Source organism: Bradyrhizobium sp. BR 1433 (assembly GCF_051547665.1).
Taxonomy (GTDB): Bacteria; Pseudomonadota; Alphaproteobacteria; order Rhizobiales; family Xanthobacteraceae; genus Bradyrhizobium; species Bradyrhizobium australafricanum.
In genome coordinates this window covers 1,917,765-1,929,943 of sequence record NZ_JBPUGG010000001.1, presented here as the reverse complement: position 1 = coordinate 1,929,943, position 12,179 = coordinate 1,917,765, and the positions used below count along the sequence as shown (strand labels likewise).

The 12,179-nt window shown below is 65.0% G+C and carries 9 protein-coding genes and 2 pseudogenes; 9 read left to right on the top strand and 2 right to left on the bottom strand.

The annotated features are described in order from the left end of the window. Positions 1-188 precede the first annotated feature (188 nt). The 5 genes and pseudogenes from ACSKB9_RS09765 (at position 189) to ACSKB9_RS09745 (ending at position 6,950) form a co-directional block, all read left to right on the top strand. A complete protein-coding gene (locus tag ACSKB9_RS09765) occupies positions 189-1,205 on the top strand; it encodes a Gfo/Idh/MocA family protein (protein WP_092089548.1) in 1,017 nt (338 codons plus the stop codon). Positions 1,206-1,238: 33 nt separating this feature from the next. Beyond that, a pseudogene (locus tag ACSKB9_RS09760) lies at positions 1,239-2,389 on the top strand (DegT/DnrJ/EryC1/StrS family aminotransferase). A 43-nt stretch (positions 2,390-2,432) separates the two neighbouring features. Beyond that, complete coding sequence (murJ, locus tag ACSKB9_RS09755) at positions 2,433-3,962, top strand: murein biosynthesis integral membrane protein MurJ (protein WP_438072796.1); 1,530 nt, start codon at positions 2,433-2,435, stop codon at positions 3,960-3,962. Between the two features lie 128 nt (positions 3,963-4,090). Then, complete coding sequence (locus tag ACSKB9_RS09750; RefSeq protein ID WP_438072794.1) at positions 4,091-6,400, top strand: xanthine dehydrogenase family protein molybdopterin-binding subunit; 2,310 nt, start codon at positions 4,091-4,093, stop codon at positions 6,398-6,400. A 103-nt stretch (positions 6,401-6,503) separates the two neighbouring features. Then, positions 6,504-6,950: a c-type cytochrome gene (locus ACSKB9_RS09745; RefSeq protein ID WP_057016701.1), complete on the top strand. Its 447-nt coding sequence runs from the start codon at positions 6,504-6,506 to the stop codon at positions 6,948-6,950. A gap of 105 nt (positions 6,951-7,055) precedes the next feature. On the opposite strand, the gene ACSKB9_RS09740 is transcribed toward ACSKB9_RS09745, so the two are convergent. Further along, positions 7,056-7,478: a CHRD domain-containing protein gene (locus tag ACSKB9_RS09740; protein ID WP_057016700.1), complete on the bottom strand. Its 423-nt coding sequence runs from the start codon at positions 7,476-7,478 to the stop codon at positions 7,056-7,058. Positions 7,479-7,644: 166 nt separating this feature from the next. Between ACSKB9_RS09740 and ACSKB9_RS09735 the strand changes: the two genes are divergently transcribed. Next, positions 7,645-8,574, top strand: coding sequence for a c-type cytochrome (locus ACSKB9_RS09735; RefSeq protein ID WP_438072792.1), 930 nt, complete (start codon positions 7,645-7,647; stop codon positions 8,572-8,574). Positions 8,575-8,697: 123 nt separating this feature from the next. Here the strand turns inward: ACSKB9_RS09735 and ACSKB9_RS09730 are convergent, their stop codons facing one another. Next, the gene (locus tag ACSKB9_RS09730) at positions 8,698-8,943 is read right to left on the bottom strand and encodes an Lrp/AsnC ligand binding domain-containing protein (protein ID WP_016845986.1); all 246 of its coding nucleotides are present in this window, start codon (positions 8,941-8,943) and stop codon (positions 8,698-8,700) included. A gap of 194 nt (positions 8,944-9,137) precedes the next feature. On the opposite strand from ACSKB9_RS09730, the gene thiD reads away from it, so the two are divergent. From thiD to ACSKB9_RS09715, 3 genes and pseudogenes are all read left to right on the top strand, one after another. Continuing rightward, positions 9,138-9,935 (top strand): bifunctional hydroxymethylpyrimidine kinase/phosphomethylpyrimidine kinase, encoded by a 798-nt coding sequence (gene thiD / locus ACSKB9_RS09725; protein ID WP_310880083.1) that lies wholly within the window; start codon positions 9,138-9,140, stop codon positions 9,933-9,935. A gap of 318 nt (positions 9,936-10,253) precedes the next feature. Beyond that, positions 10,254-11,067 (top strand): annotated as a pseudogene (locus tag ACSKB9_RS09720) (UDP-2,3-diacylglucosamine diphosphatase). After that, positions 11,064-12,155, top strand: a complete 1,092-nt coding sequence (locus tag ACSKB9_RS09715) for a glycosyltransferase family 4 protein (RefSeq protein ID WP_438072790.1) — start codon at positions 11,064-11,066, stop codon at positions 12,153-12,155. Before ACSKB9_RS09720 ends, ACSKB9_RS09715 begins: the two are co-directional and overlap by 4 nt. Positions 12,156-12,179 lie beyond the last annotated feature (24 nt).

Below are 12,179 nucleotides of genomic sequence, written 5' to 3'. Positions count from 1 at the left end.
TCCGGATTTCGCCGTTGGCATTCGCCACATTTGTGACGCCGTGCTATAGCGGCTGCCAACGAAGCGGGTCGTGATTTGCGCCAAAGGCGCGGATCGGGCAGAGGGGCCTTGGTGCTGATTCCCTCGGAGCCGGGATGGCTCCCTGAGAAGCCGGGACAACCGCCAGAACGTTACTTGGGGTCTACGATATGAATGCAAAAGTGTCCGCGGCCGGCGCGAAAGCCGATATCGGCCGCGCATTGCGCGTCGGCGTGATCGGCGCCGGCGTGATGGGCAGCAACCATGCCCGCGTGCTGGCCGGACTGCCCGGGGTGCTGCTGATCGGCATCGTCGATCCGCTGCCGGAACATCGCACCCGCGCCATCGACCTGGTCGGCTGCCGCGCCTTCGAAAGCCTCGATCAGCTGTTCGCCGAGGGCATCGATGCGGTGACGATCGCAGCTCCTACCCATCTGCATCACGAGATCGCGCTCGCCTGCATCGCGCGCAACATTCACATCCTGGTCGAGAAGCCGGTCGCATCCACGGTCGAAGAGGGCCGCGAGATCGTCACGGCCGCCGAGCGGGCCGGCGTCACGCTGATGGTCGGCCATGTCGAGCGTTTCAATCCGGCGGTCGCCGCGATCAAGAAGGCGATCTCGGGCGAGGACATCCTGTCGATCGGCATCACCCGGGTCGGCCCGTTCCCGCCGCGAATGTCCAATGTCGGCGTCGTGATCGATCTGGCCGTGCACGACATCGACCTGATCCGCTGGTTCACCGAGTCCGATATCGTCGAGGTGCAGCCGCAGCTCTCGAGCGCCGTCGCCGAGCGCGAGGACATCGCGCTGCTGCAGTTCCGTACCGCTTCCGGCGTGCTCGCCCACATCAACACCAACTGGCTGACGCCGTTCAAGGCGCGCAACGTGACGGTCGCAACCCGCGGCAAGTATGTGATGGGCGATCTGCTCACGCGTCAGGTCACCGAATGCTTCGGCTTCAAGCCGGACGGCAGCTATTCGATGCGTCATCTGCCGGTCGGTCACGACGAGCCGCTGCGCGCCGAGCTGATCGCCTTCCTCGATGCCGTACGTAGCGGCAAGCTGCCGGCAGTGTCCGGCGACGAGGGCGTGGCGAGCCTCGAGATCGCGATCCGCTGCCTGGAATCGCCCGCCAGACCCGCCGCCTCGACGATGCGCAAGGGACCGCGCCGCATCGCCGGCTGATTGTCATTCATTCAATACGTGCAAAGAGCTTCCATGAACCAGCATATGCAGCTTGAGCCCATTCCCTTCATCGATATCGCCGCGCAGCGCCGGCGGCTCGGCAAGTCGATCGATGACGCGGTCGCGCGCGTGCTCGACCATTGCCAGTTCATCAACGGTCCCGAAGTGACCGCGCTGGAGAAGGCGCTGGCGGACTATAGCGGCGCAAAGCATGTGGTCAGCTGTGCGAGCGGCACCGATGCACTGCTGATGGTCCTGATGGCGAAGAACGTCGGGCCGGGCGATGCGGTGTTGTGCCCGACCTTCACCTTCTGTGCGACCGGCGAGGTCGTGACGCTGACCGGAGCGACGCCGGTTTTCGTCGATGTCGATGAGGAGACTTTCAACATCGACGTCAACTCGCTGAAGCGCGGCATCGCAACGGCGCGCGCGCGCGGGCTGAAGCCGGTCGCCGTGATCCCGGTCGACCTGTTCGGCCAGAGCGCCGATCACGATGCGATCGGCGCGGTCGCCGAGGCCGAGGGCCTGTTCGTGCTCGATGACGCCGCGCAGGGCTTTGGCGCAACCTACAAGAACCGCAAGCTCGGCACCTTCGGGCTCGCGACCGGGACCAGCTTCTTCCCGGCCAAGCCGCTCGGCTGCTTCGGCGACGGCGGCGCGATCTTCACCGACGACGAGGAGCTCGCACGCACGCTGCGCAGCATCCGCGTGCACGGCCAGGGCTCGGACAAGTACGACAATGTGCGGCTCGGCCTCACGGCGCGGCTCGACACCATGCAGGCGGCGATCCTGCTCGAGAAGCTGAAGATTTTCGACGACGAGATCGCGGCGCGCAACAAGGTGGCGGAGCGCTATTCGCGCGCGCTCGGCAACCTCGTCGCGGTGCCGCGCCTTGCCCGGGCTGTACCTCGGTGTGGGCGCAATACACCATCCGCCTGTCCGACGGCATCGATCGTGACACCTTCGCGGCGGCCCTGAAGGCGCACGGCGTCCCGACCATGATCTACTATCCCAAATCGGTGCACCAGCAGACGGCCTACAGCCACTATCCGGTCGCCGACGGCGGTCTGCCGGTCAGCGAGCGCCTGTCGAAGGACGTCATCGCCCTGCCGATGCACCCCTATCTCGACGAGGCGACGCAGGACCGCGTCATCGCGGCTGTGCGCAGCGCGCTTTCGGCCTGATAGGAAACTTTTTCAGACCGCAATCATGCGCTAGAAGCAGCGCATGCTTGGGCGCATCTTCACCGTCGGCGGCTATACCCTGCTATCGCGGGTCACCGGGTTCGCGCGCGACATCATGCTCGCGGCGATCCTCGGTGCCGGGCCGGTTGCCGACGCCTTCTTCGTGGCGCTGCGGCTGCCCAATCATTTCCGCGCGATCTTTGCCGAAGGCGCCTTCAACGCCGCCTTCGTGCCGGCCTATGCCCATGTCCATGGCGAGCGCGGCGAGGCGTCGGCGCGGCTGTTCGCCGACCGCATCTTCACGCTGCTGTTCGCCTCGCAGGTGATCCTGCTGGCGGTGGCGATGGCGTTCATGCCGCAGGCGATGAGCATCCTCGCGCCAGGCTTCACCGAGGACGCGGCGCAGCGCAAGCTCGCGATCGAGCTGACGCGGATCACCTTTCCCTATCTGCTTCTGATCACGCTGGTGACGCTCTATGGCGGCATGCTCAATGTGATGCATCGCTTCGCCAGCGCCGCCGCGGCGCCGATCTTCCTCAACCTCGCCATGATGATGACGCTGGCGCTCGCGGCGTTCTTCCCGAGCGCGGGCCACGCCGCGGCCTGGGGCGTGCTGATCTCGGGCTTCCTGCAATTCTTCCTGCTCGCCGGCGACCTCGCGCGCCATGGCGGCCTGCCGCGGTTCGCGCCTCTGAAGCTCGACGAGGACGTCCGCGGCTTCTTTCGCGCGCTGGGGCCGGCGACGTTGGGCTCGATGGGCACGCAGGTGGCGCTGTTCGCTGACACCATCATCGCGACCTTCCTCCCAGCGGGCGCGCTGTCGGCGCTGTATTATGCCGACCGCCTCAATCAATTGCCGATTGGCGTGATCGGGATCGCGATCGGCACCGTGCTGCTGCCGGAGATGTCGCGGCGGCTGAGCGCCGACGATCACGCCGGCGCGATGGCGGCGCAGCGCCGCGCCTTCGATTTCACCCTGCTGTTCTCGGTGCCGTTCGTGGCGGCGTTCCTGACCGTGGCCGATCCGATCATGCGCGCGATGTTCGCCCGCGGCGCCTTCTCCAAGGCCGATGCCGCAAGCGCCGGCGCCACGCTCGCGGCCTATGCTGTGGGGCTCATTCCCTTCGTGATGATCCGCAGCGCGGTCGCGACCTTCTACGCCCGCAAGGACACCGCAACGCCGGTGAAAGCGGCGCTGACCGGGGTCGCGGTCAACGTCGCGCTGAAGATCGCGCTGGTCGGCACGCTGGCGCAGGTCGGCCTCGCGCTCGCGACCGCGGTCGGGGCCTGGGTCGATCTGCTGCTGGTGCTGATGTTCGCCGTGCGCCGCGGCTACCTCGCGCTCGATCGGGCGCTGATCCGTTCGTTCGGCACCTTCGCGCTGTGCGGGGTGCTGCTCGCGGTCGCGCTGTGGCTGACCTCGCATTTCGCGGTGGTGTGGTTCGCGCCGATGCAGATCTTTCGCGATGAGCTGATCCTGCTGCTGCTGATTGCGGTCGGCGTCTTCGTCTACGCCCTCCTGATCCTCACGCTGTTCGGCCGCGGCTGGCTGTTCGCGCTGCGCCGCGTATAGTTTTACCTGTCAAATCAAATGCATAGGAGGCCGCTGTGTGATTGCGCCGCGCGCGGCGGAAAGCGGTTTGCGCTTCGCCGACAACCACGCCAATATGCGCAAAACACACCAAGGCAATTGGAGAGACGATGGCAGCTCCCATCAAATTCGGCGTCGGACAAAGTGTGCGGCGCAAGGAGGACGACGCTCTGATTCGCGGCAGGGGCCGCTACACCGACGACGTCGCGCCGTCTCCCGCATTGCACGCGCTGATGCTGCGCTCGCCGCACGCGCACGCGACCTACACGATCGATGCCGGCAAGGCCCGCGGCATGCCCGGCGTGGCGCTGATCCTGACCGCCGCCGACGTTGCCGAGCTCGGCGGCCTGCCGTGCCTGTTCAATCTCGAAACCGATCCGTTCACCGCACCGCCTTATCCGATCCTCGCCAAGGACGAGGTGCGCCATGTCGGCGACGCGGTGGCCTTTGTGGTCGCCGACACCGTCGATCATGCCCGTGACGCGATCGAGGCGATCGACGTCAAATGGACGCCGCTGCCGGCGGCAGTCGGCCTCGTCAATGCGGTGAAGAAGGACGCGCCGCAGGTGTGGCCGGACAAGCCCGGCAATGTGCTGTTCGATGTCTCGATCGGCGACAAGAAAGCCGCCGAGGACGCGTTCGCCAAGGCGCATGCGGTGGCCGAGATCACCATCGTCAATCCGCGCGTCATCACCAATTTCATGGAGACGCGCGCCGCGGTCGCGGAATACGACGCCAAGAAGGATCATCTGACGCTGACGATCGGCAGCCAGGGCAGCCACCGCCTGCGCGAGATCCTCTGCGACATGATCCTGAAGATGCCGAAGGAGAACATGCGGGTGATCTGCCCGGATGTCGGCGGCGGCTTCGGCACCAAGCTGTTTCCCTATCGCGAATATGCGCTGATCTCGGTCGCCGCGCGCAAGCTAAAGAAAAGCATCAAATGGACGGCCGAGCGCTCCGACCATTTCATGGGCGACGCGCAGGGCCGCGACAATCTCACCACCGCGAAGATGGCGCTCGCCGAGGACGGCAAATTCCTCGGCATGGATGTCGACCTGATGGGCGACATGGGCGCCTATCTCTCGACGTTCGCGCCTTACATCCCGCATGGCGGCGCCGGCATGCTGCCGGGCCTCTACGACATCCAGGCCTTCCACTGCCGGGTCCGCACCGTGTTCACCAACACGGTGCCGGTCGATGCCTATCGCGGCGCCGGCCGCCCGGAGGCCGCCTATGTCATCGAGCGCCTCGTCGATGCCGCCGCGCGCAAGCTCGGCATGACGCCGGACGCCATCCGGCGGAAGAATTTCATTCCGCCGAAGTCGCTGCCCTACACGACCGCGACCGGCAAGGTCTACGACTCCGGCGACTTCGTCGCGCATATGAAGCGCGCGATGGAGATTGCCAACTGGAAGGAGTTTCCGAAGCGTGCCAAGGCCGCCAGGAAAGACGGCCTGGTGCGGGGCATCGGCATGGCGAGCTATGTCGAGGTCTGCGGCACCATGGGCGAGGAGACCGCCAATGTGGCGCTCGATCCCAACGGCGATATCTCGGTCCTGATCGGCACGCAGTCGAGCGGGCAGGGCCACCAGACCGCCTATGCGCAGATCGTCGCCGAGCAGTTCGGCGTGCCGCCCGAGCGCGTCCATGTGCTGCAGGGTGATACCGACAAGATCGCGACCGGCCTCGGCACCGGCGGCTCGGCATCGATTCCGTCCGGCGGCGTCAGCGTGCAGCGGGCGACGCATGATCTCGGCAACAAGCTGAAAGAGCTCGCGGCGCAGGCACTGGAGGCCGGCGCCGGCGACCTCGAAATCGCCGACGGCCGCATCCGCATCGCCGGCACCGACCGCTCGGTCAGCTTTGCCGATCTCGCCAAACGTCCCGGCGGCGACACGTCGAAGATGAATGCGAGCGCGACCTTCGCCAGCGCCGACGGCACCTATCCGAACGGCACCCATCTCGCCGAGGTCGAGATCGATCCCGCCACCGGCATCATCAAGATCGTCAGCTACGTCATCGTCGACGATTTCGGCGTCACGCTCAATCCGCTGATGCTCGCCGGCCAGGTTCACGGCGGCGCGATGCAAGGCATCGGACAGGCGCTGATGGAGCAGGCGGTGTACAGCCCGACCGACGGTCAGCTCGTCACCGGCACCTTCATGGACTATGCGCTGCCGCGCGCCTCCGACGGGCCGTCCTTCGTGTTCGAGACCCATAACGTGCCCTGCACGACCAACCCAATGGGCGTGAAGGGCGCGGGCGAGGCGGGCGCGATCGGCTCGTGCCCGGCGGTCGTCAACGCGATCGTCGAGGGTCTGCATCGTGAGTACAAGATCGACCACATCGACATGCCCGCCACGCCGGAACGGGTCTGGATCGCGATCCGCGAGGCGCAGCGCCGCCATAATCTCTGATAAATTGTCGCAGGCGGAATGAAGATTCCGCCTGCGGTGTTTTGCAAACCAGGCCGGCCGCAGATCGCGGACCGGGACAGAGCGGAATTGAGGGGTTTTGCCGATGAAGCGGATTGTCGTCGTTGTCGCGATGCTGGCGTTCGGTGCCGGTGCAGTCGTTGCACAGCAAGATCAAGTCAAGAAGACCCAGGCCATGATGAAGGACAATGGCAAGAATGCGGGTGCGCTGTCGGCGATCATCAAGGGCGAAAAGCCCTACGACCAGGCGACCGTCAATGCCGCGCTGGCCCAGTTCGAGGATACCGCCAAGCAGCTTCCGACGCTGTTCCCCGAGAGCATGAAAGGCGTCAAGCTGGAAGGCGATTACGCCCCTTCGCCGAAAATCTGGGAAGACAAGGCGGGCTTCGCGCAGCAGTCCGCGAGCTTCGCGAAGGTCGTCACCGATGCCAAGGGCAAGATCAAGGACGTCGATACGCTGAAGGCCGAGCTGGGCGTGATCGGCAAGCAGTGCGGCGGCTGCCACGAGACCTATCGCGTCAAGAAGGGCTGATCGCCATTCCATCAACGAAAAGGGCGGACGCTTTAGGGCGTCCGCCCTTTTCGTGTCGGCCGTTTCTTGTTGGCGTTGCGTCGCGAACGATTACTTCGTCACTTGTTATTTGGTCACCTGGCCGCGGATCTCGCCGCCCGGATTGGCCGCGGTGTGAACGTTGACATAGTACTTGCCGGCGAGCAGATCGGCGGCCTGCGCGTCGGTCAGCGTGGCGCTGCCTTCGACCGGGCTCGACGTCGCGTTCGGGATCGCGACTGCGACACCGGAATTCTTGCCGGCCTCGGCGGGGCCGTGGAAATGCGCGGCGGTGGCCGGACCCGACAGGCCGGAATAGGTCAGCTTCCAGCTCAGCTTCTTGCTGGCGGCATCGTAGTCGATGTCGGCGGTGCCGGTGGCGGTGCTGGTATTCGGCGGCACTTCGCTCTTGCTGTCCAGCTTCGCCGTGAACTTCTCGGCAAAGGCAGGACCGGCGAAGGCGATGGCGGCGCCGAGCGTCAGCGTGGCAAGCAAGGTCTTGTTCGACATGGTTCTCTCCCCTTTGACGTCACAGGATGGTTGCAATCTTCAAACAGCAGTTTTTCGGATTTATTCCCCAAATGGATCGTGGGTGCGGCAAATTTGATGCGAGCTTGTCCGGCTGGTTGCCATCATACTGGTCCATGAATTGACGCGACCAATGACGGATCGGTGAATGCTGCGACGAATTTTGCTCCTGGCGATTCTGGCCGGCGTAATCGGCTTTGGCGTGTTCTGGTGGCTGACGATCCCCGCGACCGTTGCCGCCAACGCGCTGCCTGCCTATCAGCCTGACCTGGCCAACGGCCTCACAACGTTCAATGCCGGGGGATGTTCCTCCTGCCATGCCGTGCCGAAGCAGGACGACCGCACGAAGCTCGGCGGCGGGCTCGCGATCCCCTCGCCATTTGGCACCTTCTATGCGCCGAACATCTCGTCCGACCCGAACGACGGCATCGGCCGCTGGAGCGAGGCCGATTTCGTCACAGCGGTCATGAAGGGCACCTCGCCATCGGGCGCGCACTATTTCCCGGCGTTTCCATATCCGTCCTATCAGCACGCCAAGGTCAGCGATGTGCGCGACCTGTTCGCTTATCTGAAGACCTTGCCGCCGGTCGCCGGCAAGGTGCGCGACCATGATTTGCCGTTTCCGTTCAACATCAGGCGCAATGTCGGGGTCTGGAAATTCCTGTTCATGAACGGCAAGCCGTTCATCGCGGATGCAAGCCGCTCGGCGCATTGGTATCGCGGCGCCTATCTCGTCAACAGCTTCGGCCATTGCGCCGAGTGCCACAGCCCGCGCAATGTCCTCGGCGGCATCGTCACCGCGCAGCGCTTCGCCGGTGGTCCGAATCCGGAGGGCGAAGGCTGGGTACCCAACATCACGCCGAGGGGGATCTCGGACTGGAGTGTGAAGGATATCGCCTATTTCCTCGAGAGCGGCCAGACGCCGGACGGCGATAGCGCGGGCGGATCGATGGTGCGCGTGATCCGCAACACCTCGCGACTGTCGTCGTCCGACCGCGACGCGATCGCCGAGTACATCAAGTCGCTGCCGCCGGTCGAGGGACCGCCGAAGCCGGTGAAGAAGGAGAAGGAATTGTAAAGCGGGATGGGTTTCGTTGAATCGGCTCGCCGCGGTTTCGGTTCACCTCTCCCAAGGGAGAGGTGAACTTTCGACGCCGTTCAAGCTCGACCTAAATCTCATCATGCTCTCGCGGGGCGCGTCCTACTTCGCGCCGAACGCCTTGAAGGTGATGATCGTGAGGGTGTCCTGGATGCCCGGGATCACCTGAACCTTCTCGTTGATGAAATGGCCGATGTCGGTGTCGTGGTCGACGTAGAACTTGACCAGGAGGTCGTAATTGCCCGCGGTGGAATAGATCTCGGACGCAATCTCGGCCTCCGCCAGTGCGTTGGCGACGGTGTAGGACTGGCCGAGCTTGCATTTGATCTGGACGAAGAAAGGAACCATCAAAGTCGTCTCCGGGGATTTCCGCGACTATAGGCCCAAAACGGGCGGCCAAGGCAAGGGGGCGAGGCAGGGGGCAAGGTGAGGCCAACTTGCGGTAAAGTCAGGCGAACTTGCTGCCGATCGGCGGCCGGGCTAGGACAGGCCATGGTCTTGTTCGTGATGGTCTCATTCGTATCAACCGCCGGTGCTGCAAGATGACGCCGGTCGCGCTCACCATTGCCGGCTCGGACTCCTCGGGCGGGGCGGGCATCCAGGCCGACCTCAAGAGCTTTGCCGCGCTCGGGGTCTATGGCGCCTCCGCGATCACGGCGCTGACCGCGCAGAACACCATGGGGGTCAGCGGCATCCATCCGGTGCCCGCGTCATTCGTCACCGCCCAGATCGATGCAGTGTTCTCCGACCTCGAGGTCGGCGCGGTCAAGATCGGCATGGTGGCGCAGGCCGACACGATCGCTGCGATCGCCGATGGGCTGAGGCGCTGGGCGCCGCGCCATGTCGTGCTCGATCCGGTGATGGTCGCAACCTCCGGTGATCGGCTGCTTGCCGCCGAGGCGGTCGATGCGCTGAAGGTCCTGCTGTTTCCGCTGGCCTCGCTGATCACGCCGAACCTGCCGGAAGTGGCGGCGCTCTTGAACGAGCCGGTTGCCTCAAGCGAGGCCGACGTCGAGCGACAAGGCAAGCGATTGCTGGCGATGGGATGTCGCGCGGTGCTGGTCAAGGGCGGCCATGGGCACGGCGCCGAGAGCATCGACTATCTGATCGACGCCGAGCACAGCATCGCGCTGGCTGCGCCGCGGATTGCGACCGCCAATACGCATGGCACCGGCTGCTCGCTGTCCTCGGCAATCGCAGCAGGGCTCGCGAAGGGCGAGAGCATGGAGACCTCCGTGCGCAACGCCAAGGCCTGGATCACGCAGGCGATCGCCGAAGCCGATCGCTTCGCCGTCGGCCACGGCCATGGGCCGGTGCATCACTTCCACAAGTATTATTGAAGCGTCGTTCAATCGTAGCTTTGTAGCCCGGATGGAGCGCAGCGAAATCCGGGACCAGTTCATCCGCGGATGCCAGACCCCGGATTGCGCTTCGCTCCATCCGGGCTACGCATTCGATCGCTTCGCTGTTCCATCGTGCTGTGCAGGCAACACAACGCCTCTTCTCCACAGCCGCGACCGCCGATGTCGCCAGATTGTCGCACGCTGCTGTTATCCGCAGGGCAGGGGCGTGCTGCTGATTCTCGTTAACTGTTTGTGGGGCCTTGGGTCGCGGGGATCGTCATCGCCTTGTCACAGGAATCTGTTAGGTGCACAGGCATGGGAAGTGACTCCTTGAGTGAAGAAAGTCCCGAGCGGCACTTTCGCACTTTGTTTATCTCCGATGTCCATCTCGGAGCCCGCGGTTCGCAAGCCGACCGCCTGCTCGACTTCCTCCGCTCTCACGATGCCGACACGATCTACCTCGTTGGTGATATCGTCGACGGCTGGGCGCTGAAGTCGAACTGGTACTGGCCGCAGACCCATAACGATTTCGTGCAGAAGATGCTGCGCAAGGCGCGCAAGGGCGCCAAGGTGATCTACGTCCCGGGCAACCACGACGAGTTCCTGCGCAAATATTACGGCACGCATTTCGGCGGCATCGACGTGGTGGAGAACACCGTTCACACTGGCGCTGACGGCAAGCGCTACCTCGTGATCCACGGCGACATCTTCGATCTCGTGGTGCAGAACGCGCGCTGGCTCGCCCATCTCGGCGACAAGGCCTACGATTTCGCGATCCAGATGAATCGCTTCGTCAACTTCTTCCGCAAGATGTTCGGCGTGCCGTACTGGTCGCTGTCGCAATGGGCCAAGCTGAAGGTCAAGAAGGCGGTGAACTATATCGGCGCGTTCGAGGCGACGCTTGCCGGCGAGGCGCGGCGCCACGGCTGCGACGGCGTGATCTGCGGCCACATCCACTACGCGACGAATTCATGACGAGCACGGCATCCGCTACATGAATTGCGGCGACTGGGTGGAGAGCTGCACCGCGCTCGCCGAGCACGAGGACGGCCATTTCGAGATCATCACCTGGACCGACCCGGTGCGCCGGATCGCGCCGGTTCCGCGAGTGACGGCACGCGCTGCATGACGCATATCCTGGTCGCGACCGATGCGTGGCATCCCCAGGTCAACGGGGTTGTCCGCACGCTGACCATGATGGCACAGGCGGCGAAATCGCTCGGCGTCGAGGTGAGCTTCCTGACGCCGGACGAGTTCCGCACCTTCGCGATGCCGAGCTATCGCGATCTCCGGCTGGCGCTGCCCTACCGGGCCAAGGTCGCAAGTCTGATCGAGGCGGCGAGGCCCGACAGCATCCATATCGCGACCGAGGGCCCGATCGGGCTTGCGGTGCGCCGCTATTGCCGCAAGCGCGGCCTGCCGTTCACGACGAGCTTCCACACCCGCTTCCCCGAATACGTCTCGGCGCGGACGCCTGTCCCCGAAGCCTGGGTGTGGCGGGCGCTGCGCTGGTTCCACAGACCGAGCCGGGCGGTGATGGCGGCGACCCCGGCGTTGGCGGCCGAGTTGCGTCAACGCGGCTTCCGCAACGTGGTGCTGTGGTCGCGCGGCGTCGATACCGCGCTGTTCCATCCGCGCGACGTCGATCTCTGCCTGCCGCAGCCGGTCTATCTCAGCGTCGGCCGGGTGGCGGTGGAGAAGAATCTCGAGGCCTTCCTCGATCTCGATCTGCCGGGAACCAAGGTCGTGGTCGGCGACGGCCCGGCGCGGGCGGCGCTGGAGCGGAAATATCCGGACGCCGTGTTCCTCGGTGCTCGTCATGGGGAAGAATTGGCTGAGATCTACGCCGCGGCCGATGTGTTCGTTTTCCCGAGCCGTACCGATACGTTTGGTCTGGTGCTGCTTGAAGCATTGGCGAGCGGCCTGCCGGTTGCCGCTTTTCCGGTCACCGGTCCCCGCGACGTGATCGGCGCGGCGCCGGTCGGCGTGCTCGACGAGGATCTGCGCCATGCCTGCCTGGAGGCGCTCAGCATCCCGCGGCAGGCCTGCGTCGACTTTGCCGCGCTCCACACCTGGCAGGCGTCGGCCCGGGTGTTCATCGATCGCTGCATGAACGTCCGCCCCGCGCCGCCGGACGGCGAGGGCGAGGCGCTCGAATTCGGTGCCGAAGAGCACCATTTTGTGGCTCTGCCGGCGACCCAGCCGACCTCACGCTAGTCAGGTCACGCTAAAGCGTCTTGC